Source organism: Jeongeupia chitinilytica (genome assembly GCF_014652315.1).
In the GTDB taxonomy this organism is placed as follows: domain Bacteria; phylum Pseudomonadota; class Gammaproteobacteria; order Burkholderiales; family Chitinibacteraceae; genus Jeongeupia; species Jeongeupia chitinilytica.
The window spans coordinates 78,468-100,349 of the sequence record NZ_BMYO01000011.1 but is presented as its reverse complement, the minus strand read 5'-3'; the positions used below and the strand labels follow the sequence as shown (position 1 = coordinate 100,349).

Below are 21,882 nucleotides of genomic sequence, written 5' to 3'. Positions count from 1 at the left end.
ATCCCGAATGCCGAATATCCCGATTGGGTGCGGCACGAACGGAAGGCTAAAGTGCGTGTGATGCAATGCAACACGGCCCCAGCTGCCGCTACCGGAGAGACCCCATGCCCCTCGTCGCATTACGCCCCCTGCTCGATCACGCCGCCGAAAACGGCTACGGCGTGCCGGCGTTCAACGTCAACAACCTTGAACAGGTGCAGGCCATCCTGCAGGCTGCTGCGGCGACCGACAGCCCGGTGATCCTGCAGGCGAGTGCCGGTGCCCGCAAGTACGCCGGCGAGACCTTTCTGAAGCAGCTGATCGAAGGTGCGGTGGCCAGCTATCCGAACCTGCCGATCGTGATGCACCAGGACCACGGCGTCAGCCCGGCGGTGTGCATGACCGCGATCAAGCTCGGTTTCTCGAGCGTGATGATGGACGGCTCGCTGCTGGCCGACGGCAAGACCCCGGCCGATTACGACTACAACGTCGGCGTCACCCGGCAGGTCGTCGAGATGGCGCATGCGTGCGGCGTCTCGGTCGAGGGCGAGCTCGGCTGCCTCGGCCGGCTCGATACCGGCATGGGCGAAGCCGAAGACGGCGTCGGCGCCGACCGCAAGCTGTCGCACGACGAGCTGCTGACCGACCCGATCCAGGCGCGCGACTTCGTCACCGCCACCGGCGTCGATGCGCTGGCGATCGCCATCGGCACCAGCCACGGTGCGTACAAGTTCTCGCAGCCGCCGACCGGCGAAGTGCTGGCGATCGACCGCGTCCGCGCGATCCACATCGCGATCCCGAATACCCATCTGGTGATGCACGGCAGCTCGAGCGTGCCGCAGGAACTGCTGGCCGAAGTGCGCGAGTTCGGCGGCGAACTGAAACCGACCTGGGGCGTACCGGTCGAGGAAATCCAGAAGGCGATCTACTTCGGTGTGCGCAAGATCAACATCGACACCGACTTGCGGCTGGCGATGACCGGCGCGATCCGCAAGCATTTCGCGACCAACCCGGCCGACTTCGACCCGCGTGCCTACCTGAAGCCGGCGATCGCGGCGATGCGCAAGGTCTGCGAGGACCGCTATAACGCCTTCGGCGCCGCCGGCCAGGCATCGCGTTTCCTGCAAAAGCACAACGTGATCCAGCTCGCCGCGTGATTGCGGCCCCTGACGCCCGCTAACGGGCTGCCTTGAACAGCGCGAGTGCGAGCTCGCGCTGTTTTGCATGGTCGACCACCGGCCACGGGTAGTCGGTGCCCAGCCGTACGCCGGCTTCGCGCAGTCCAGGCGGATGCGCCAGCCACGGCGCATGGATCGCGTCCGGACCGAGCGCCGACAGCTCGGGGCAATAGCGGCGGATGAAACGGCCGTCCGGGTCGAATTTCTCCGACTGCGTGACCGGGTTGAAAATGCGGAAGTAGGGCTGGGCATCGCAGCCGGTGCTGGCGGCCCACTGCCAGCCGCCATTGTTGGCGGCGAGGTCGAAGTCGAGCAGTTTTTCGGCAAAGTAGCGCTCGCCCCAGCGCCAGTCGACCAGCAGGTCCTTGACCAGAAACGATGCCGTGATCATCCGCAGCCGGTTGTGCATGTAACCGGTGCGGTTCAGCTGACGCATGGCCGCGTCGACGATCGGATAGCCGGTGCGGCCCTCGCACCAGGCGGCGAACAGCGCCGCATCGTTCGGGAACGGCAGCGCGTCGTACTCCCGTCTGAAAGCATGCCCGACCACATCGGGCCGGTGCCAGAGCAGTTGCTGGTAAAAGTCGCGCCAGCACAGCTCGGACAGCCAGGTCTCGGCTCCGGCGCCGCCCTGGCGCCAGGCATGCGCGGCCAGTTCGCGAATGGACACCGTGCCGAAGCGCAGGTGCACCGACAGGTAGGACGGCCCCTTGATGCCCGGAAAATCGCGCGTCTCGTGATAGCGGTCCAGCCGGTTGCAGAAATCGTTGAACAGCGTTTCGCCGCCGCTGCATCCGGCCGGCAAGGCCGGCGCGTCATCCGGCTCGAAGCCCAGTTCGCTCAGCGAAGGCCAGGGCTGCGGCGGCAGCAGTGCCAGCCGGTGGGCGTATTGCCGCACCGGATAGGCGCGGACGTAAAAGTCGTCGAGCTTCGCGAGCCAGGCACGCTTGTAGGGGGTAAAGACGCTGTACATGCCGCCGGTCTTCGTCCGGATTTCGTCCTGTTCGAAGATCACCTGATCCTTGAAGGTTTCGAAACCGATTTCCAGAGCAGCCAGCCTCGCCGCAACCTCGGCATCACGGGCGATCGCGGCCGGCTCGTAGTCGCGGTTGGCGTAAACGGCCGTGGCGCCGAATTCCTGCGCCAGCGCCGGAATGGCCGTCGTCGGTTGTCCGTGACGGATCACAAGCTCGCTGGCACACGCGACCAGTTCGGCCTTGAGCTCGGCCAGCGTTGCGTGAATGAAGGCAACCCGTCGGTCGGCACGAGGCAGCGGATAAAGGATGTCGCGGTCGAAAATGAAGACCGGGATCACGCAGTCGTGATGCTTGAGCGCATGAAACAGCGCTGCGTGATCGAAAAGTCGCAGGTCGCGACGCAGCCAGACGAGGGCGGTAGACATGAAGCTCGAATCGGAAGTCCCTGACTTGCCTAGTCTAGCGTTTGTTGCGGCGCAGGGACGGCCTGCGTTCGGCAGCCCGCTTGTGCGATAATTGCCCCATGGACCTCGACCTTTCACGCCACTTCCTGATCGCCATGCCGTCACTGGCAGACCCGATCTTTGCCAAGACGCTGACCTTCGTCTGCGATCACAACGACAAGGGCGCGATGGGTGTCATCGTCAATCGCCCGGTCGGCATGACGCTGACGACGCTGTTCGAGCAGATCGACGTCGAGCTGCACCGGCCGGATGTGGCCGAGCTGCCGGTGTGCTTCGGCGGCCCGGTCCAGACCGACCGGGGTTTCGTGCTGCACACGCCGCTGGGCGACTGGCAGTCGACGCTGTCGGTGTCGGACGAAATGGGACTGACGACGTCGAAGGACATCCTGCTCGCCGTCGGCGAAGGCGGCGGTCCCGAGAAAATGTTCGTCACGCTCGGCTATGCCGGCTGGGAAGCCGGCCAGCTCGAGGCCGAAATGGCCCAGAACAGCTGGATCTCGGTCGAGGCCGATCCGGAAATCATCTTCGCGCTGCCGGCCGAAGAGCGCTACGACGCCGCACTCAAGCTGCTGGGTATCGACGTGGCGATGCTGTCGGACGAAGCCGGGCACGCATGAGCACGATTCTGGCTTTCGATTTCGGCGAGGCGCGCATCGGCGTCGCGATGGGCAGCACCGAGCTCGGTATCGCCCATCCGCTCGAAACCATTGCCACCGTCGAAACCGACAAACGCTTTGCCCGCATCGAAGCGCTGATTGCCCAGTGGCAACCGGCACTGTTCGTCGTCGGCCTGCCGCTCGGCATCGACGGTGAGGAGCAATTGGCGAGCCGGCTCGCGCGTAAGTTCGCCAACCGGCTGACCGGCCGCTTCGGCCTGCCGGTCACGCTGGTTGACGAGCGCTACACGTCGAAATCGGCGTCGATGGCGCTCGACGACACCGGCCTGCGCGGCCGCCGGCAGAAGCCGGTCCTCGACCAGGTCGCGGCGATGCAGATCCTGCAGGCCCATTTCGATCAGATCGCCGAGCAGGGTGGCGAACAGGGCGGGGCACGGTAGCGGTGCGCCCGCACGGCACCTTCGCCCGATTTCCTGTCCCGCCGGGCCAGCCGGCCCGGATTTTTCCCGCATTCCTCCCGCAGCGCGCCGTCCGGCCGCCGCAGCGGCGTGGCTTTATCGCATCCATCTTCCAGGGAGCATCATGTACAACCCGCAACTGAATGCGCAGGGGGAGCTCATCCACCTGCTGACGACCGAGGGGCTGCCCAAGCGCATCCTCACCCAGATCCTCGACCGCGCCGCCGAATATGTCGCCGCCGGCGAGGCCGGCAACAAGAAGTTCGCCACGCTGGCCGGCCGCTCGGTGTTCAACCTGTTCTTCGAGAACAGCACCCGCACGCGGACGACGTTCGAGATCGCCGCCAAGCGGCTCTCGGCCGACGTCACCAGCCTGAACATCCAGGCCTCGAGCACCGTCAAGGGCGAAACCCTGCTCGACACCATCCACAACCTCGAAGCAATGGGCGCCGACCTCTTCGTCGTGCGCCATGCGCAATCGGGCGCCGCACACCTGATCGCCCAGCACGTGCAGCCGGGCATCGCCGTCGTCAATGCCGGCGACGGCCGCCACGCGCATCCGACGCAGGCGCTGCTGGACATGTACACAATCCGCCACTTCAAGGGCGATTTCACCAAGCTGCGCGTCGCCATCGTCGGCGACATCCTGCACTCGCGCGTTGCCCGTTCGGACATCCACGCGCTGACGACGCTGGGCTGCCCGGAAGTGCGCGTGATCGGCCCGAAGACGCTGATCCCGACCGGGATGGAGAGCCTCGGCGCCCACGTCTACCACGACATGGCCGAAGGCCTGAAGGACGTCGACGTCGTGATCATGCTACGGCTGCAGAACGAGCGGATGAGCGGCGCTTTCCTGCCGAGCACGCATGAATTCTTCAAGTACTACGGCCTGACGCCGGAGAAGCTGGCGCTGGCCAAGCCCGATGCGATCGTGATGCATCCCGGGCCGATGAACCGCGGGGTCGAAATCGACTCGGCCGTTGCCGACGGTGCGCAGGCGGTGATCCTGCCGCAGGTGACCTTCGGCATTGCCGTGCGTACGGCAGTGATGGCCATCGTTTCCGAAAACCAGCGCGGCCGGGGGGCGCAAGCATGATCGAGACCAAGAACACCGTCATCCGCAATGGTCGCCTGATCGACCCCACGCAGGGTACCGACACGCAGGGCGACCTGTACCTGGCCGGCGGCAAGATCGTCGGCATCGGCAGCGCACCGGCCGGCTTCGTGGCCGAACTGGACATCGACGCCAGCGGCCTCGTCGTCGCCCCGGGTCTGGTCGACCTGTGCGCGCGGCTGCGCGAGCCGGGCAACGAGTACAAGGCGACGCTGCAGAGCGAAATGGCCGCGTCGGTCGCCGGCGGCGTGACCAGCATCGTCTGCCCGCCCGATACCGATCCGCCACTGGACGAACCGGGTCTGGTGATGAATCTGCGCCAGCGTGCGCGCAAGCACGATCTGGCGCGGCTGTATCCGGTCGGCGCGCTGACTGTCGGCCTGAAGGGCCGGGAAATCACCGAAATGGCGCTGCTGCGCGAGGCCGGCTGCGTGGCGTTTTCGCAAGGCGACGTGCCGATCGCCGACCTGCAGGTGCTGTACCGCGCGATGCAGTACGCGGCAACGTTCGGCTTCGAGCTGCGGCTGCGTCCCGAGGAAGCCAGCCTCGTCAACGACGGCGTCGCCCATGACGGCGACTACGCGTCGCGCCTCGGGCTGACCGGCATCCCGGTGATCGCCGAGACGATCGCCATTGCGCAGATCGTCCAGCTGATGCGCGCCACCGGCTGCAAGGTGCACATTGCCCGGCTGTCGAGCGGCGCCGGCATCGAGCTGGTCCGCGAGGCCAAGCGCGAAGGCCTGCCGCTGTCGTGCGACGTGGCGATCAACCACATCCATCTGGCCGACGTCGACATCGGCTACTTCGACAGCCAGTACCGTTTCGATCCGCCGCTGCGCAGCCTGCGTGACCGCGATGCGATCGTTGCCGGCCTGAACGACGGCACGATCGATGCCATCTGCTCGGACCACAGCCCGGTCGACGACGACGGCAAGCTGCTGCCGTTTGCCGAAGCCGAACGCGGCGCCACCGGTCTGGAGCTGCTGCTGCCACTGACGCTGGCGTGGGCGGAACGCAACCGCATCGCGCTGCCGGCCGCGCTGGCGAAGATCTCCAGCGTACCGGCGGCCAAGATCGGCTTCAGCGCCGACCTGCAGGTCGGCAGCCGCGCCGACCTGGTCGTGTTCGATCCGAACGAGGCCTGGACGGTGACGCGTGAAGCGCTGCGCAGCCAGGGCAAAAACACGCCGTTTGCCGGCATGGAAGTGAAGGGCCGTGCGCGCTATACCTTCGTCAAGGGCAAGTGCGTGTTCGCGCTCTGAGCGACACGCGGACCGACCGACGCCCGTCCCGGTGACGGGCGTTTTTGCGTCGGCGCTTGGCGGCGTGCAACGGCCCCGCTATACTCGGAACTGTTTTTCAAACGTGTGTTTGAAATTTGAGAGGAGAGATTACATGTCCGATCTGGCCAGCCTGTTCCAGACCGCTCAGGATGAAGTGGTGAAGCTCAACGACGCACCGGATGTGCAGACCAAACTCAAGCTCTACGCGCTGTTCAAGCAGGCGAGCGAAGGCGACGTCAGCGGTGATCGCCCGGGCGCACTCAACTTCGTCGCACAGGCCAAGTACGACGCCTGGGCCAAGCTCAAGGGCGTGAGCAACGACGACGCGAAGCAGCAGTACATCGACCTCGTCGAAGAACTCAAGCGCAACGATTCCTGATCGTTGCGCACAATAAAAAAGCGGCCCGCAGGCCGCTTTTTTATTGGCAGATCACCGCAAGTGATTACGCGAGCTTCTGCTTCAGCAGTTCGGTCAACACGCCCGGATTGCCCTTGCCCTTGCTGGCCTTCATGCACTGGCCGACCAGTGCGTTCAGCGCCTTTTCCTTGCCGGCACGGTACTCTTCGACCGACTTGGCGTTGTTGGCGATCACTTCGTCGACGATGGCTTCGAGTGCACCGGTGTCGGTTTCCTGCTTCAGGCCGTCACGCTCGATGATGGCGTCGGCCCCATTGGGATCAGTCACGCCCTCGTCCCACATCTTGCGCAGCACGTCCTTGGCGGTCTTGTTGTTGATCGTGTTGTCCGAGACACGGCGGATCAGTCCGGCGAGTGCTTCGGCCGAGACCGGTGTATCGACGATGTCCTTTTCCTCGCGGTTCAGCGTGGCGGAGACGTCGCCCATGATCCAGTTGCTGGCGAGCTTGGCATCGGCGCCGGCGGCAACGGTGGCTTCGTAATAGCCGGCCAGTGCCTTGCTTGCGGTCAGCGTGGCCGCGTCGTAGGCCGGGATGCCGTACTGTTCGACGAAGCGAGCCTGCATCGCCGCCGGCAGTTCCGGCAGTTCGCTGCGTACGCGCTCTACCCATTCGTCGCTGATCACCAGCGGAGGCAGGTCGGGATCCGGGAAGTAGCGGTAGTCGTGCGCGTCTTCCTTGCTGCGCATTGCGCGGGTTTCGCCGGTGTCCGGGTTGAACAGCACTGTCGCCTGCTGGACCTTGCCGCCGTCCTCGATCAGCTCGATCTGGTACTGGACTTCGGCCTTGACCGCCTGTTCGATGAACTTGAAGCTGTTGAGGTTCTTGACCTCGCGGCGCGTACCGAACTCCTTCTGGCCTTCCGGGCGCACCGATACGTTCACGTCGCAACGGAACGAGCCTTCCTGCATGTTGCCGTCGCAGATGCCGATCCACGTCACCAGCGAATACAGCGCCTTGGCGTAGGCGACGGCTTCGGCGGCCGAGCGCATTTCCGGCTCGGACACGATTTCGAGCAGCGGCGTGCCGGCGCGGTTCAGGTCGATGCCGGACAGGCCGTGGAAGTCTTCGTGCACCGACTTGCCGGCGTCTTCTTCCAGGTGCGCGCGGGTCAGGTTGATCGTCTTGTCGACGCCGTCGACATTGATGGTGATCGCGCCGCCCTCGACCACCGGCAGCTCGAACTGGCTGATCTGGTAGCCCTTCGGCAGGTCGGGGTAGAAGTAGTTCTTGCGGGCGAACACCGAGCGCTGGTTGACCTTGGCGCCGATCGCCAGACCGAACTGGATCGCCTTTTCAACGGCGGCCCTGTTCATCACCGGCAGCGCGCCGGGCAGGGCGATGTCGACGACAGCAGTCTGGGTGTTCGGCGCCGCGCCGAACGCCGTGCTCGCCGGCGAGAAAATCTTCGATTGCGTGGTGAGCTGGGTATGCACCTCCAGCCCGATGACGACTTCCCATTTCATGGTGTGTCTCTCTGTGTGGCCGTCAGCGGGGCTGACGGCGATACCAATAGGAATACTGTTCAGCAAAGCCCAGGCTGGCGTACAGTGCCAGTGCCGCCGTGTTGGCGGCGACGACCTGCAGTACGCAGCGCTTCGCACCGGTGCGCCGGCCCCAGGCCAGCAGCGCGGCAACCAGCCGGCGGCCGTGGCCGCGACGGCGCTGCGCCGGGTCGGTAACGATGTCGTACAGCACGACGCTGTCCTGCTGGCGCACGGCAAAACCACAGGCGACCAGACGCCCCTGTTCGGCCAGTGCCGCGAACGCAACCGGGCAGACGTAGCTTTTCAGCAGCGCCAGCGCGGTCGGGCGCTGTGTGGTGCCGACTCCGTTCATGGTTGCGAACGCGTTGAACCAGACGCCGTCGACGTGGTCGTACAGCGTCACGGCCGGATCGCTGACGGTCGGGATGTCATCGAGCATCCGCGTCTGTACGCTGGACACGTCGATCTGTGCGTAGCCGCGTGCGCCCAGCATCGTGTCGAGTTGGCCGGCCGCGGCGGTCAGCTTGAAGATGGCCGGCTGGCCGAGCGCGTTGTAACGTTGCTCGACATAGCCAAGCTTGTCCGCATCCGCCTGCACACCCCGGTACAGCGGCGTCACCGAGTTGGCGCGTTTGGTGTAGCCGTTGGCGAACCGCAGCACCCAGCCGTCGACCAGCTCGGTTGCCCGGGCCGGCCAGGCGCTGGTCGTCAGCGCCTCGATCTCGGTGATGCGGTCCGGTGTCATTACAGCGCCGGTGCCTTCTGGTGCCAGTCGGTGGCTTGCTGGAAGCGGTGTGCGGTGTTCAGCATCTTCGCTTCGGCAAAGTAGTTGCCGATGATCTGCAGTCCGATCGGCCGTCCGGCCGCGTCGAAGCCGGCCGGTACGCTCATGCCCGGCAGGCCGGCGAGGTTGACGCCGAGGGTGTAGATGTCCTCGAGGTACATTGCCACCGGATCGGCGTTCTTGTCGCCGAGGTTCCACGCGGTACCCGGTGCCACCGGACCCATGATCAGGTCGCAGTCGGCGAACGCCTTCTGGAAGTCGTCGGCGATGATGCGGCGGATCTTCTGTGCCTGCAGATAGTAGGCGTCGTAGTAGCCGTGGCTCAGCACATAGGTGCCGGTCAGGATGCGGCGCTTCACTTCCCAGCCGAAGCCTTCGGCACGGCTCTTCTCGTACATTTCGGTCAGGCCGTCGTAGTCGGCAGCGCGATGGCCGTAGCGGACACCGTCGAAGCGCGACAGGTTGCTCGACGCTTCGGCCGGCGCGATCACATAGTACGACGGAATCGCCAGCCTGGTGTTCGGCAGGCTGATGTCGACGACGGTTGCACCAAGCTTCTTGTACTCGGCGATGGCGGCGTCGATGGCCTTGGCAACGTCGGCGGCAAGACCTTCGGCGAAGTATTCGCGCGGCAGGCCGATACGCAGCCCGGCCAGCGGTGCGTCCAGATCGCGGGCGTAGTCTTCCTTGTCGTGCTGCAGGCTGGTTGCGTCGCGCTCGTCAAAGCCGGCCATCACGTTCAGCAGCAGCGCGCAGTCTTCGGCGCTCTTGCCGAACGGACCGCCCTGATCAAGCGAGCTGGCGTAGGCGATCATGCCGAAACGGCTGACGATGCCGTAGGTCGGCTTGATGCCGGTGACGCCGCAAAAACTCGCCGGTTGACGGATCGAGCCCCCGGTATCGGTGCCCGTCGCGATCGGTGCGAGGCGTGCCGCAACGGCCGCGGCCGAGCCGCCCGAGCTGCCACCCGGGACCGCCTTGCGGTCCCACGGATTCAGCACCGCACCGAATGCGCTGTTCTCGTTCGACGAGCCCATCGCGAACTCGTCCATGTTCGTGCGGCCGAGCGTGACGAGGCCGGCGGCATCGCACTGTTCGATCACGTGGGCGTTGTAGGGTGCGACGAAGTTTTTCAGCATTTTCGAGCCGCACGAAGCCACCCAGCCCTGCTGGCAGAAGATGTCCTTGTGTGCGACCGGGATACCGGTCAGTGCACCGGCATTGCCGGCCGCACGCGCGGCATCGGCGGCCTGCGCCTGCGCCAGCGTCCTGGCTTCGTCGGTGGCGATGAAGGCGTTCAGCGCGGCGTTGGCCTTGATCCGGCCGAGGTACTCGGTGGCCAGCTCGACGGCCGAGACGTCCTTGGCCGCCAGCATGCCGGACAGTTGTTTGAGTGATTTTTCGATCATGGGTAGCTCAGGCTGGATCGGCCGGGCGGTAGCCCATGCCCTGTTCGACGAGGTCGATCAGCGTGTGGATGACCTTGATGTGGATTTCCTGGATGCGGTCGGCGTAGCCGAAGTGCGGCACGATGATTTCGACGTCGGCCTGGCCCTTGAGCTTGCCGCCGTCCTTGCCCATCAAGAGCAGCACCTTCATGCCGCGTTCGCGCGCGGCCTCGACTGCACGGATGATGTTGCCGGAATTGCCGCTGGTGGTGATGCCGACCAGCACGTCGCCGTCGCGGCCGAGGCCTTCGACGAAACGGGAGAAAATGTCGTTGAAACCGTAGTCGTTGCCGACGCAGGTGATGTGCGACGGGTCCGACACGGCGATCGCGGCCAGTGCCGGACGGTTGTCGCGATAGCGGCCGGAGAGTTCTTCGGCAAAGTGCATCGCGTCGCAGTGCGAGCCGCCGTTGCCGCACGAGATCGCCTTGCCGCCGGCCTTGAAACTGCCGACCAGCAACTGGGCGGCCGCATCGACCGAGGCGAGGAAGGCGTCGTCGGCGAGCACGCGCTCGAGAACCTGCTGGGCTTCGCGCAGATGCTGCGCTACGGTGCTGATGCTCATTCGATCACCTTCGGAACCAGGTAGAGGCCGTTCTCGACCGCCGGGGCGATGGCCTGGAAGGCATCGCGACGGTCGGGCGCGGTGGCGACGTCGTCGCGCAGGCGCAGATGGACGTCCTGCGCGTGGGCCATCGGCGCGATGCCGGTGGTGTCGACCGCGCGCATTTCTTCGATCAGCGTAAAGATTTTGTTGAGCTGTTGTTGCGTTGCAGCAAGCTCGGTGTCGGTAACGGCGATGCGGGCCAGTTTGGCGATGCGCCGTACGTCGTCCAAGGAGAGAGACATGAGCATTTTCCCCCTGCTAAGTCCTTATGATCATCAGCGCCTTAGGGTATCATGCCGGGTTTGTTTCACCCAAGCTGGGCCCCGGGTATGGACGCCGGCGGAACTTATCGCCCGCAACCCGTTCTGGCTTTAAAACCTATTCTCTGGCGACGGCCCGTGCCGGCGCCCTGTACACGACCCCAATACCATTGCGAGTAAACTAATGTTCGGTCTTCTCTCCGGTTACTTCGCCAACGACATCGCGATCGACCTCGGCACCGCCAACACCCTGATCTACATGCAAGCCAAGGGCATCGTCCTCGACGAGCCGTCGGTGGTGGCGATCATGCAGGAAGGCGGTCCGTCGGGTAAGAAAACCATCCTGGCCGTCGGCGCCGAAGCCAAGAAAATGCTCGGCCGCACGCCGGGCAGCATCACCGCGATCCGCCCGATGAAGGACGGCGTGATCGCCGACTTCACCATTACCGAACAGATGCTCAAGCAGTTCATCAAAAAGGTGAACCCGAGCCGCCTGTTCAGCTCCCCCCCGCGCATCGTCATCTGCGTCCCCTGCGGTTCGACCCAGGTCGAACGTCGCGCGATCAAGGAATCGGCGCTGGGCGCCGGTGCACGCAAGGTCGAACTGATCGAAGAGCCGATGGCTGCGGCGATCGGCGCAGGCCTGCCGGTCGAAGAAGCGACGGGTTCGATGGTCGTCGACATCGGCGGCGGCACGACCGAAGTCGGCGTGATCTCGCTCGGCGGCATCGTTTACGCCAGCAGCGTGCGCGTCGGTGGCGACAAGTTCGACGAGTCGATCATCAACTACATCCGCCGCAACTACGGCATGCTGATCGGCGAAACCACCGCCGAAGAAATCAAGAAGCGCATCGGCTCGGCCTTCCCGGGCGCCGAAGTGCGCGAAATGGAAGTGAAGGGCCGCAACCTCGCCGAAGGCATCCCGCGTTCGTTCACGATCTCGAGCAACGAAATCCTCGAAGCGCTGACCGAGCCGCTGAACCAGATCGTATCCGCCGTGAAGCAGGCACTGGAACAGACGCCGCCGGAACTGGGTGCCGACATCGCCTACAAGGGCATGGTGCTGACCGGTGGCGGTGCGCTGCTGCGCGATCTCGACCGTCTGCTGATGGAAGAAACCGGCCTGCCGGTCATCGTCGCCGAAGATCCGCTGACCTGCGTCGTGCGCGGTTCGGGCAAGGCGCTCGACAAGCTCGACAAGGTCACGGCGATCTTCACCCGCGACTGAGGACAAGGCGTGCCGGACGCAGGGCCATGTGCCCGGCGTCCGGTTTTTCGTTGATTTCGCGCCTGACCGGTCATGCAAACCAGCCCTCCCGCTTTTTTCAAACAGGGTCCGAAGCCGCTGACGCGGCTGCTGATCTTTTCGCTGCTGTCGATCGGACTCATCGTCGGCGATGCGCAGTACAGCATGCTCGGCCGTATTCGCGAGCAGGTGTCGGTGCTGCTGTATCCGCTCCAGTGGGCTGCCACCGCGCCGTTTGCGACGCTGCGCAGTACTGCCGACTTCCTGTCGCGCCAGACCGAGCTGATGGCGGAAAACCGCCAGCTCAACGACGCCCAGCTTGTTGCGAAGGCGCAGGCGATGAAGCTCAAGGCGCTCGAGGCCGAAAACGCGACCCTGCGCGGCCTGAGCGCGCGGCGGGATGCCCTCGGCCAGCCGTCGCAGCTTGCCGAGATCCTCTACAACGGCCGTGATCCGTTCACGTCGCGGCTGATCGTCGACCGGGGCCAGCAGCAGGGCGTCGGTGCCGGCCAGATCGCCATCGATGCGTCCGGTGTCGTCGGCCAGGTCGTCCGGGTCCAGCCGCTGACGGCCGAGGTCCGGCTGATCTCGGACCGCAACCAGATGGTGCCGGTGGTGGTCGAGCGCAACCAGCTGCGCACCGTCGTCTACGGCATGGGCGCGCACCAGCCGCTCGAAGTGCGCAATATGGCGCCGAATGTCGACATCCAGCAGGGTGATACCCTGGTGACGTCGGGGATCGACGGTCTCTACCCGGTCGGCCTGCCGGTGGCGAAGGTCGTCAAGGTCGAGCGTGGCTCGTCGTTTGCACGGGTGGTCTGCGTGCCGGTGGCGGCAGTCGACCAGCACCGCTTCCTGCTGCTGCTCGATCACCGCAGCGAGATGCCGGCTTACCCGCAGGCCGCGTCGCAGCCGGCGTCCAAGAACAAGAAGGGTCACTGATGCCCATTTCCCACCAACTGCTGCGGCCGGTGAGCATCGGTTTCATCGTCCTCAGCTTCGTCGTTGCGCTGCTGGTCAACCTGCTGCCCTGGCAGGCTTCGATCGCCAATTTCGCGCCGGACTTCGTTGCGCTGTTCATCGTCTACTGGGCGCTGAACCAGCCGCGCCGCGTCGGTGTCGCGACCGCCTTCATCCTCGGCGTGCTGATGGATGTCGGCGACGGCAACGTCCTTGGCCAGCATGCACTCGCATATTCGGTGATTGCCTACTTTGTGCTGATCCGGCAGCGCCAGATGGCAGTGTTCGCGTTCTGGCAACAGGCACTGATCGTCTTCGGCCTGCTGACGCTGGCGCAGGCGATCATGGTCGTCGTGCGCATGGTGCTGGGCGCGCCCTTCGTCGGCTGGGCCTACTTTGCCGGCAGCGTACCTGCGGCACTGTTGTGGCCGCCGCTGTCGAACCTGATGCTGATGCATCAGCGCAAGTCGGTGCCGGACGAATTATGAGCGGCCGTACCAGCCGCCGGCTGCCGCGCGCGGAGGTCTGATGGCGCGCAATGAACTGAAAAACTCGCTGGCCGAGCGTTACGCGTTCCAGCTGCGGATCGTGACGGCGGTGCTGTTCGTGCTGGCGCTGTTCGGTCTGCTGTTCGCCCGCTTCGTCTGGCTGCAGGTGGCCCAGCACGACAAGTACCAGACGCTGGCCGAGGCGAACCGGATTTCGCTGGTGCCGGTGACGCCGGCGCGCGGCATCATCCGCGACCGCAACGGTGTGGTGCTGGCGCACAACTTCTCCGCCTACACGCTCGAGATCACGCCCTCGAAAACAGCCGACAGCCTCGACGAAACCATCGCCCGGCTGTCGCACATCGTCGACATCACCGGCAAGGACAAGCGACGCTTCAAGAAGCTGATGGAGGAAACGCGCGATTTCGAGTCGCTGCCGATCCGTACCCGGCTGTCGGACGAGGAGGTCGCGCGCTTTGCCGCCAACAGCTACCAGTTCCCCGGTGTCGAGATCAAGGCCAGACTGTTCCGCCAGTATCCGTTTCAGGAAGTGGCCAGTCACCTGATCGGCTATATCGGCCGGATCAACGACAAGGATCTCGAATCGCTCGACGAGGACGGCCAGCTGGCCAACTACCGCGGCACCGACCACATCGGCAAGCTCGGGGTCGAATCCAGCTACGAGACCCAGTTGCACGGCGTGACCGGCTTCGAGGAAGTCGAGATCGATTCGGGCGGCCGTGCCGTCCGCACCTTGCGCCGTACCGCGCCGCAGCCGGGCAAGGATCTGACGCTGTCGATCGACATCAAGCTGCAGGACATGGTCGAGAAGCTGTTCGGCGAGCGCCGCGGCGCGCTGGTCGCGATCGACCCGCGCGACGGCGGCGTGCTCGCCTTCGTCTCCAAACCCGGTTTCGATCCGAACCTGTTCGTCGACGGCATCGACCCGGACAGCTGGAAGGAACTGAACGAGTCGCCCGACAAGCCGCTGCTGAACCGGGCGCTGCGCGGCGAGTATCCACCGGGGTCGACGTTCAAGCCCTTCATGGCGATTGCCGCGCTCGAAGGCAACTTCCCGCTCACGCGGCAGACGATCGCTGACCCGGGCTACTTCATCTACGGCAACAACCGCTTCCGCGACTCGCACAAGGGCGGCTACGGATCGATGAACTTCGACCGCTCGCTGCCGCTGTCGTCGGACACCTATTACTACCAGCTCGCCGTACAGATGGGCATCGACTACATCGCCAAGTTCATGGCGACGCTCGATCTCGGCCAGCTGACCGGGATCGACCTGCCGGGCGAGCGGCCGGGCGTGCTGCCGAGTCCGGAGTGGAAGAAAAAACGCTTCAAGACGCCGGCGCAGCAGAAGTGGTATTCGGGCGAAACCGTGTCGATCGGCATCGGCCAGGGCTACAACTCGTATACGCCGCTGCAGATGGCGCACGGCATCGCGACCATTGCCAACCGCGGGGTGATGTACCGGCCGCACGTGGTGGCCACCGTCGTCGACCCGGCTTCGGGCAAGAAGACGCAGATCGAGCCGCAGCCGGAACGCACGCTGCCCTGGAAGCCGGAAAACATCGAGCGCGTCGTGCAGGGCATGGTCGGTGTGACCCAGTTCGGCACCGGCGCGCGCACCTTTGCCGGTGCGCCCTATGTGGCTGCCGGCAAGACCGGTACCGCACAGGTGTTCAGCCTGCGCGGCGGCAAGTACAACGCCAAGGCGGTGAGCGAGCGGCTGCGCGACCACTCGTGGTTCGTCGCGTTTGCGCCGGCCGACAAGCCGACGATCGCGCTGGCGGTCATCGTCGAGAACGGCGGCTTCGGCGCAGCGGCCGCAGCGCCGATCGCGCGTCAGGTGCTCGACTACTACCTGCTCGGCAAGCTGCCCGCAGCGCTGACCGCCAATGCGTCCGCTGTCGCCTCTGCGCCGGCCGCGGCGGTGCAGGAGGACATCAGTGATTAAGACGATCTGGAACCGGATCAAGCAGCCGATCGATCCGTGGCTGTTCCTGTTCACGCTGCTGATTTTCGCCGTTTCGGCGATCGTGCTGTTTTCGGCGTCGAACCGCGACCTCGACAAGGTGATGGACAAGGTCACCTTCATGGGGATCTCGCTCGGCGTGATGTGGTTCTTCGCAAACATTTCGCAGCAGACGCTGATGCGCCTGGCCCTGCCGGCCTACGTCGTCGGTGTGGCCTTGCTGGTGGCGGTGGCGCTGTTCGGCGTGACCAGTCATGGCGCGACGCGCTGGCTCAACATCGGCATCACCCGGATCCAGCCGTCCGAGCTGATGCGGATCGCGATGCCGCTGATGCTGGCGTGGTTCTTCCATCACTTCGAAACCACGCTGAACTGGAAACACTTCGTCGCTGCCGCGCTGCTGATGGTGGTGCCGGTCGGTCTGATTCTCAAGCAACCCGACCTCGGCACCAGCCTGCTGATCGCGTCGAGCGGCTTTTACGTACTGTTCCTCGCCGGCCTGAGCTGGCGGCTGCTGGCGGTGATGGGGGCGGCCGGCGGCGCACTTGCGTACACGGTGACGCACTGGGATCTGTGCATCAACATCCTCCAGGAGTACCAGTGCCGCCGGGTCGCGACGATGCTTGACCCGATGCAGGATCCGCTCGGTGCCGGCTACCACATCATCCAGGGCACGATCGCCATCGGTTCGGGCGGCGTGCTCGGCAAGGGCTGGCTCAACGGGACGCAGACCCACCTCGACTTCATTCCGGAGCGGACCACCGACTTCATCTTTGCCGTGTTCGGCGAGGAGTTCGGCCTGATCGGCAACGGGGTGCTGCTGGTGCTCTACCTGCTGGTGATCGGCCGCGGCCTGACCATTGCCAGCCGTGCGCCGACGCTGTTCGGGCGCCTGCTGGCCGGGGCGATCGCGCTGAACTTCTTCACCTATGCCTTCGTCAACATGGGCATGGTGTCCGGCATCCTGCCGGTGGTCGGCGTACCGCTGCCGCTGATTTCCTATGGCGGCACGTCGATGGTGTCGATTCTCGCGACCTTCGGCCTCCTGATGAGTGTCGGTCGCGACCGCAAGCTGATGAAGGGGTAACGATGACATTCCGTGGATTGCTCGCCGCGGCGGCACTGCTCGGTCTGGCCGCGTGCAGCACGACACCGACCAGGCCGGTTGCCGGCACGTCGCCGACGCCGCCGGTGGCCGGCACGCCGTCGCCGTACAGCTGCGACTACAAGGCGCTCGACAACGGCGGGGCGTTCTACAAGGACGACGGCCCGATGGCCGGCATCCCCGCCAACATCGACCTGATTCCCGAGCCGGTGCCGCGCTGGGAGCCGCTGCACAAGTGGGCAAACCGGCCCTACACGGTGCTCGGACTGTCGTTCACGCCGCTGGCCGCGCCCGGCAGCTCGGTCGAAACCGGCATGGGCTCGTGGTACGGCCGCAAGTTCCACGGCCAGAAGACGTCGATCGGCGAAAGCTACAACATGTTCGCGATGACCGCCGCGAGCCCGGTGCTGCCGCTGCCGAGCTATGCCCGTGTCACCAACGTCGAAAACGGCCGCAGCGTCGTCGTCCGCGTCAACGACCGCGGGCCGTTCCACAAGGGCAGGGTCATGGACCTGTCCTTTCTCGCCGCCTGCCGGCTCGGCTATGCGATGAAGGGGAGTGCCCAGCTCAAGGTCGAAAGCCTGATGCCGGCCGACGCACCGACGTCGGTACTGGCGCAGGCCAAACCGCAGACCGATGCTCCCCTGCCTTTCGACGGCGACCCCAAGCCGGTACCGGTCGCTAACACTGCCGCCGGCGTTTACCTGCAACTGGCCGCGTTCAGCAGTCTTGCGAATGCCGAGTCGTTCCGGCAGCACTATGCGAGCATGCTCGATGGCGATAGCGCCAAGCTGGTGGTCCAGTCGAGCGGCGCCATTCATCGCGTTCGCATCGGTCCCTATCCGGACCGGCAGAGCGCGCTGGCTGCAGCGGAGGCGCTGACCGGCCAGCACAATCTGCAGGCGGTGATCGCGCGCTGAACGTCGGCGAAAAGGGGACGACGGTTCGGGACGTTTCCCCTGCATGAGGCCTTTGGACGAGGATTGCCAATCGGCCAATGCGCGTTGCTTGGTGACGTGGATTTTCTGTCATGATGGTTTGTTCCAGTCTGGCTGAAAATTATTTTCATTTTATCCGGCCGTCGGGCCTGAACGCCCATCCGCAGCCCGTGTCAGGCAGGCGCTGAATCGGCGACTGAGTCCGGCAGGAAACATTGGCCGCTTCCGGCTTGCCAAGCCGCGGCCTTTGCCCCAAGAATGGGGCTCCGCAAATTTTCATCCTCAGGACGCTGCCTTGACCCGCGTGCCGGTCACCTTGCAGGACGCCGAAAGCGGCCGCTCCTTCGGCCTGATCCGCCGGATGCTGATCGCCCTGTCGATCAGCGTCGTGCTATTTGCACTGGCAGCGGTCAGCTGGTCGATCTGGCGCAGCTACGAGGAAACGCTCGGCAACGCCGAACAGCAGATGCTGACGCTGGCGCGGACCATGGACGAACACGTCGGCCGCACGATGGATGCGAGCCTGAACACGATGTTCGCGATCCAGCAGGACGGACTGTTCCAGACGTGTATCGACGCGGCCGATGCGGCCTGCATGCACGCCTATCTGCAGCGGCAGCTCGGCCACGCTCCGCAGATGGCGACTTTCGCCGTTGCCCGTGCCGACGGCACGCTGTTCGCCTCGACCCAGCAGTACCCGGCGCCGGCGCACAACCTGAGCAACTTCCAGTATTTCAAGGTTGCCCGCTCGCAGCCGTCGTCGCCGTTCTATATCGCCGAGCAGCAGGCCGATCCGACCGGTGACCGTTCGGTCATTCCCTTCGTGATGGCGCTGAACGACCGGCGCGGCGAGTTCGTCGGCGTGCTGTATGCCGGCATCGACCCGGGGTATTTCCGTCAGTTCTACCGCAGCATCGCGTCGCGCAGCGGCCTGTCGATCGAGATGTTCCGCGACGACGGCCTGTCGCTGACACACTACCCGGACGGCGCGTTCGACGTCGGCCACGACCTGTCGCGGCGTGCCTTCTATGACAACGATTTCGGCGGCGCACAGAGCGGCAGCTTTACCGAGCACAGCGCCCGCGACGGTGTGACCCGGATCTACGGCTGGCGTCATGTCGGCGGCTGGCCGCTCGGCGTGATGGTCGGCGTAGATCGCCAGGAAGTGCTCGCTTCGTGGCGGCACGACAGCCTGGTCAACGGCGGCGTGACCGCGAGCGTGCTGGCGCTGGCGACCATGCTGGTCGTCTACGTGCTGCGGCAACTGCGCCGGCTCGAAAGTACCGAGGATGCGCTCTACCTGACCCGGGTGGCGGTCGAGCGCGGTGCCGACATGGCAATCTGGCTCGATCCGATGGGCATCATCCGCTACGTCAACGCCACCGCCTGCCATCGGCTCGGCTACGGCGAGCGCGAGCTGCTGGGGATGCGCTTCAAGGACATCAACCCGAGTTTCGACGCCGAGGCCTGGGGGCCGTTCTGGGAGCGGCTGCGCGAGCAGAAACACCTGTTCGAGGAGTTCGTGCTCAAGACGCGCAACGGTGACGCCTTCCCGATCGAGTCGTATTCGAACTACATCGTCTTCAAGGGGCAGGAGTTCAACTGCGCGGTCGTGCGCGACATTTCCGAGCGGCGGATGGCCGAGGAAGCGATCGTCAAGAGCGAGCAGCAGCTGCGGCTGGCGCTCGACGCGTCGAATACCGGCCTGTTCGACATGCCGCTCGACAGCCGCCGCGGCGCGATCACCAGCCCCGAGTACGACCGTCTGCTCGGCTTCGTGCCGGGCGAACTGGTCGAGACCTTCGAGAAGTGGAAGGAGCAGATGTACCCGGGGGATCGCGAGCTGGCGCTGAATGCATTCCGCGACTGCTACGCCGGCACCGCGCCGCAGTTCGTGATCGAATACCGCCGCAAGGTCAAGACCGGCGAATACCGCTGGTTCCTGTCGCGGGGCAAGTTCGTCGAGTTCGACGCCCGGCACAATCCGACCCGGCTGATCGGCACCGTCACCGACATCACCGAACGCAAGGTCGCGCAGGACCGGATCATCGAGCTGGCGAACTTCGATACCGTGACCGGGCTTGCCAACCGCAATCTGCTGCGTGACGAACTGCGGCTCGCCGTCGCCGGCGCCGAGCGCCACCAGCGCCAGCTGGCCCTGCTGTTCCTCGACCTCGACCGCTTCAAGACGATCAACGATTCGCTCGGTCACACCGCCGGTGACCAGATGCTGCGGCAGGTCGCCGACCGGCTGCGGCGGATTGCCGGCAAGGGCGACATCCTTGCGCGGCTGGGTGGCGACGAATTCGTGCTGGTGCTGACCGAGATCGACAACGCGATGCATCCGGGGCTGGTGGCCGAGCAGATCCTCGCGTCGTTTGCCGACCCCTTCGTACTCGAGGCCGGCGGCTTCGCAACGACGACGTCGATCGGCATCAGCGTCTATCCGGACGACGGCGCCGACTCCGATACGCTGATCCGCAGCGCCGACGTCGCGATGTACCAGGCCAAGAGTGCCGGCCGCAACAACTACCAGTACTTCACCGCCGACATGAACGCCCGCGTGTCCGAGCGGCTGGTGCTGGAAACCAGCATGAGCCAGGCGCTGGCCGAAAACGAGTTCGAGCTCTACTTCCAGCCGCAGGTCAGCCTGCGCGATGGCCGCATTACCGGCGCCGAGGCGCTGATTCGCTGGCGCCACCCGGAGCACGGACTGATTTCGCCGGCCAAGTTCATTCCGATCGCGGAAGAAAGCCGGATGATCGTGCCGATCGGCAACTGGGTGCTGCGCGAGGCCTGCCGTCGTGCCGCCGCATGGATCCGCGAAACCGGGCAGACGATGACGATCGCGGTCAACCTGTCGCCGCTGCAGCTGCACCAGTCCAATCTGCTCGAGATCGTCGCCGATGCGCTGGCCGACGCCGAGCTGCCGCCGCAGTGCCTCGAGCTCGAGGTCACCGAGTCGGTGGTGATGCAGGAAGTCGAACACGTGATGACGATGCTCTCGGGCATCAAGCGGCTCGGCGTCAAACTGTCGGTCGACGACTTCGGCACCGGCTATTCGAGCCTCTCGTACCTGAAGCGTTTCGCCTTCGACAAGCTCAAGGTCGACCAGAGCTTCGTCCGCGATCTGACCACCGACCAGAACGATGCGGCGATCGTGCTGGCCATCATCGGCCTCGGCAAGACGCTGGGCATGTCCGTACTGGCCGAGGGGGTCGAGACCCCCGAGCAACTCGACTTCCTCCGGCGCGCCGGCACCGACGCGATCCAGGGGTATCTGTTCAGCAAACCGTTACCGGTCGGCGAGTTCGAAGCGCTGCTGCAGGCATCGCCGCGGCTGGTGCTGTCGCGCACGAACGGTGACGCCTTGAGGGCGCAAACTTGAAACTGGTCATCGGCAACAAGAACTATTCCTCATGGTCGCTGCGGCCCTGGCTGGCAATCAAAGTCGCCGGTCTGCCCTTCGTCGAGATCAATCACGACCTCTATGCCGACAACGCCCGCGCCGAGCGCCTGCGTTACGGCCCGACCGGCAAGGTGCCGGTGCTGATCGACGGCGATGTCGCGATCTGGGAAACGCCGGCCATTGCCGAATATCTGGCCGAGATCGAGCCGGCGCTGTGGCCGGCCGATCGCAGTGCGCGCGCCGTGGCGCGTGCCGTGTGTGCCGAAATGCACGCCGGCTTCACGGTGCTGCGAACGCGCTGTCCGATGGACGTGCAATTGCGGACGCGGCTCGACGTCGACGAGGCTCTGGTGGCCGAGCTCGAACGGCTGACCGCGCTGTGGGCCGACTGCAAGGCACGTTTCGGCGCCGGTGGCGACTTCCTGTTCGGTCGTTTCAGCCATGCCGACGCGTTCTTTGCACCGGTTGCGACGCGCATCCGCAGTTACGGGCTGCCGGTGTCACAGGCAGCGCAGGCGTATGCCGATACGCTGCTGGCCTTGCCGGCGTTTCTGGAGTGGGAAACGGCCGCGGCGCGAGAAGTTCGCCGGGCCTGAACGCCGAGACAGGCGGCGAATGGCGCTTGCCTAAAAATTAGGCAGGACGTAGAATCCCGCCCTTCCTCGTCCACCCGTCC

General features: G+C 65.2%; 19 protein-coding genes and 1 pseudogene. 14 read left to right on the top strand and 6 right to left on the bottom strand.

The features are described 5' to 3' along the window. Positions 1–104 precede the first annotated feature (104 nt). A pseudogene (gene fba, locus IE097_RS18050) lies at positions 105–1,097 on the top strand (class II fructose-bisphosphate aldolase); the annotation flags it as partial. 58 nt (positions 1,098–1,155) lie between these two features. Here the strand turns inward: fba and IE097_RS18045 are convergent. Further along, positions 1,156–2,559, bottom strand: coding sequence for a cryptochrome/photolyase family protein (locus IE097_RS18045; protein ID WP_189462295.1), 1,404 nt, complete (start codon positions 2,557–2,559; stop codon positions 1,156–1,158). A 98-nt stretch (positions 2,560–2,657) separates the two neighbouring features. Here IE097_RS18045 and IE097_RS18040 point away from each other — a divergent pair, with 98 nt between their 5' ends. The 5 genes from IE097_RS18040 (at position 2,658) to IE097_RS18020 (ending at position 6,449) form a co-directional block, all read left to right on the top strand. Further along, positions 2,658–3,215: a YqgE/AlgH family protein gene (locus tag IE097_RS18040; RefSeq protein ID WP_189462294.1), complete on the top strand. Its 558-nt coding sequence runs from the start codon at positions 2,658–2,660 to the stop codon at positions 3,213–3,215. Next, complete coding sequence (gene ruvX / locus IE097_RS18035; RefSeq protein WP_189462293.1) at positions 3,212–3,655, top strand: Holliday junction resolvase RuvX; 444 nt, start codon at positions 3,212–3,214, stop codon at positions 3,653–3,655. Before IE097_RS18040 ends, ruvX begins: the two co-directional genes overlap by 4 nt. A 142-nt stretch (positions 3,656–3,797) precedes the next feature. Then, positions 3,798–4,769 (top strand): aspartate carbamoyltransferase catalytic subunit, encoded by a 972-nt coding sequence (locus IE097_RS18030; RefSeq protein WP_189462292.1) that lies wholly within the window; start codon positions 3,798–3,800, stop codon positions 4,767–4,769. Then, positions 4,766–6,049 (top strand): dihydroorotase, encoded by a 1,284-nt coding sequence (locus tag IE097_RS18025; RefSeq protein ID WP_189462291.1) that lies wholly within the window; start codon positions 4,766–4,768, stop codon positions 6,047–6,049. Before IE097_RS18030 ends, IE097_RS18025 begins: the two co-directional genes overlap by 4 nt. 133 nt (positions 6,050–6,182) lie before the next feature. Further along, a complete protein-coding gene (locus IE097_RS18020; protein ID WP_189462290.1) occupies positions 6,183–6,449 on the top strand; it encodes an acyl-CoA-binding protein in 267 nt (88 codons plus the stop codon). A gap of 64 nt (positions 6,450–6,513) precedes the next feature. Here the strand turns inward: IE097_RS18020 and gatB are convergent, their stop codons facing one another. Genes gatB through gatC form a run of 5 tightly spaced genes read right to left on the bottom strand, consistent with a single transcriptional unit; the run spans position 6,514 to position 11,055 of the window. Beyond that, positions 6,514–7,953, bottom strand: a complete 1,440-nt coding sequence (gatB, locus tag IE097_RS18015) for an Asp-tRNA(Asn)/Glu-tRNA(Gln) amidotransferase subunit GatB (protein ID WP_189462289.1) — start codon at positions 7,951–7,953, stop codon at positions 6,514–6,516. Positions 7,954–7,975: 22 nt separating this feature from the next. Then, positions 7,976–8,719 carry a GNAT family N-acetyltransferase gene (locus IE097_RS18010; protein WP_189462288.1) on the bottom strand — a complete coding sequence of 248 codons (744 nt, stop codon included), beginning with the start codon at positions 8,717–8,719 and terminating at the stop codon, positions 7,976–7,978. Further along, on the bottom strand, positions 8,719–10,167 hold the full coding sequence (gene gatA, locus IE097_RS18005; RefSeq protein ID WP_189462287.1) for an Asp-tRNA(Asn)/Glu-tRNA(Gln) amidotransferase subunit GatA: 1,449 nt from the start codon (positions 10,165–10,167) through the stop codon (positions 8,719–8,721). The genes IE097_RS18010 and gatA overlap by 1 nt, the downstream gene beginning before the upstream one ends. Before the next feature lie 7 nt (positions 10,168–10,174). Further along, positions 10,175–10,771, bottom strand: a complete 597-nt coding sequence (lpcA, locus tag IE097_RS18000) for a D-sedoheptulose 7-phosphate isomerase (RefSeq protein WP_189462286.1) — start codon at positions 10,769–10,771, stop codon at positions 10,175–10,177. After that, positions 10,768–11,055, bottom strand: coding sequence for an Asp-tRNA(Asn)/Glu-tRNA(Gln) amidotransferase subunit GatC (gene gatC, locus IE097_RS17995; protein WP_070532751.1), 288 nt, complete (start codon positions 11,053–11,055; stop codon positions 10,768–10,770). Before gatC ends, lpcA begins: the two co-directional genes overlap by 4 nt. A 202-nt stretch (positions 11,056–11,257) precedes the next feature. On the opposite strand from gatC, the gene IE097_RS17990 reads away from it, so the two are divergent. The 8 genes from IE097_RS17990 (at position 11,258) to IE097_RS17955 (ending at position 21,802) form a co-directional block, all read left to right on the top strand. Further along, positions 11,258–12,301 carry a rod shape-determining protein gene (locus tag IE097_RS17990; RefSeq protein WP_189462285.1) on the top strand — a complete coding sequence of 348 codons (1,044 nt, stop codon included), beginning with the start codon at positions 11,258–11,260 and terminating at the stop codon, positions 12,299–12,301. Positions 12,302–12,373: 72 nt separating this feature from the next. Beyond that, positions 12,374–13,261 (top strand): rod shape-determining protein MreC, encoded by an 888-nt coding sequence (gene mreC / locus IE097_RS17985; RefSeq protein WP_189462284.1) that lies wholly within the window; start codon positions 12,374–12,376, stop codon positions 13,259–13,261. After that, positions 13,261–13,767, top strand: coding sequence for a rod shape-determining protein MreD (mreD, locus tag IE097_RS17980; protein WP_189462283.1), 507 nt, complete (start codon positions 13,261–13,263; stop codon positions 13,765–13,767). The genes mreC and mreD overlap by 1 nt, the downstream gene beginning before the upstream one ends. 40 nt (positions 13,768–13,807) lie before the next feature. Next, positions 13,808–15,736: a penicillin-binding protein 2 gene (gene mrdA, locus IE097_RS17975; protein ID WP_189462282.1), complete on the top strand. Its 1,929-nt coding sequence runs from the start codon at positions 13,808–13,810 to the stop codon at positions 15,734–15,736. After that, positions 15,729–16,841 (top strand): rod shape-determining protein RodA, encoded by a 1,113-nt coding sequence (rodA, locus tag IE097_RS17970; RefSeq protein ID WP_229797654.1) that lies wholly within the window; start codon positions 15,729–15,731, stop codon positions 16,839–16,841. Before mrdA ends, rodA begins: the two co-directional genes overlap by 8 nt. A gap of 2 nt (positions 16,842–16,843) precedes the next feature. After that, complete coding sequence (locus IE097_RS17965; protein ID WP_189462280.1) at positions 16,844–17,779, top strand: septal ring lytic transglycosylase RlpA family protein; 936 nt, start codon at positions 16,844–16,846, stop codon at positions 17,777–17,779. Between the two features lie 322 nt (positions 17,780–18,101). Beyond that, positions 18,102–21,185, top strand: a complete 3,084-nt coding sequence (locus tag IE097_RS17960; protein WP_229797658.1) for a bifunctional diguanylate cyclase/phosphodiesterase — start codon at positions 18,102–18,104, stop codon at positions 21,183–21,185. Then, positions 21,182–21,802: a glutathione S-transferase family protein gene (locus IE097_RS17955; RefSeq protein WP_189462278.1), complete on the top strand. Its 621-nt coding sequence runs from the start codon at positions 21,182–21,184 to the stop codon at positions 21,800–21,802. The genes IE097_RS17960 and IE097_RS17955 overlap by 4 nt, the downstream gene beginning before the upstream one ends. The last annotated feature ends 80 nt before the right edge of the window (positions 21,803–21,882 follow it).

Coding starts and splice junctions, on each gene's coding strand:
- mrdA (WP_189462282.1), top strand. CDS start 13,808: ATGGCGCGCAATGAACTGAAAAACTCGCTGGCCGAGCGTTACGCGTTC.
- IE097_RS18030 (WP_189462292.1), top strand. CDS start 3,798: ATGTACAACCCGCAACTGAATGCGCAGGGGGAGCTCATCCACCTGCTG.
- ruvX (WP_189462293.1), top strand. CDS start 3,212: ATGAGCACGATTCTGGCTTTCGATTTCGGCGAGGCGCGCATCGGCGTC.
- IE097_RS17990 (WP_189462285.1), top strand. CDS start 11,258: ATGTTCGGTCTTCTCTCCGGTTACTTCGCCAACGACATCGCGATCGAC.
- IE097_RS18020 (WP_189462290.1), top strand. CDS start 6,183: ATGTCCGATCTGGCCAGCCTGTTCCAGACCGCTCAGGATGAAGTGGTG.
- mreD (WP_189462283.1), top strand. CDS start 13,261: ATGCCCATTTCCCACCAACTGCTGCGGCCGGTGAGCATCGGTTTCATC.
- IE097_RS17965 (WP_189462280.1), top strand. CDS start 16,844: ATGACATTCCGTGGATTGCTCGCCGCGGCGGCACTGCTCGGTCTGGCC.
- gatC (WP_070532751.1), bottom strand. CDS start 11,055: ATGTCTCTCTCCTTGGACGACGTACGGCGCATCGCCAAACTGGCCCGC.
- IE097_RS18010 (WP_189462288.1), bottom strand. CDS start 8,719: ATGACACCGGACCGCATCACCGAGATCGAGGCGCTGACGACCAGCGCC.
- gatB (WP_189462289.1), bottom strand. CDS start 7,953: ATGAAATGGGAAGTCGTCATCGGGCTGGAGGTGCATACCCAGCTCACC.
- IE097_RS18040 (WP_189462294.1), top strand. CDS start 2,658: ATGGACCTCGACCTTTCACGCCACTTCCTGATCGCCATGCCGTCACTG.
- gatA (WP_189462287.1), bottom strand. CDS start 10,167: ATGATCGAAAAATCACTCAAACAACTGTCCGGCATGCTGGCGGCCAAG.
- lpcA (WP_189462286.1), bottom strand. CDS start 10,771: ATGAGCATCAGCACCGTAGCGCAGCATCTGCGCGAAGCCCAGCAGGTT.
- IE097_RS18025 (WP_189462291.1), top strand. CDS start 4,766: ATGATCGAGACCAAGAACACCGTCATCCGCAATGGTCGCCTGATCGAC.
- mreC (WP_189462284.1), top strand. CDS start 12,374: ATGCAAACCAGCCCTCCCGCTTTTTTCAAACAGGGTCCGAAGCCGCTG.
- IE097_RS18045 (WP_189462295.1), bottom strand. CDS start 2,559: ATGTCTACCGCCCTCGTCTGGCTGCGTCGCGACCTGCGACTTTTCGAT.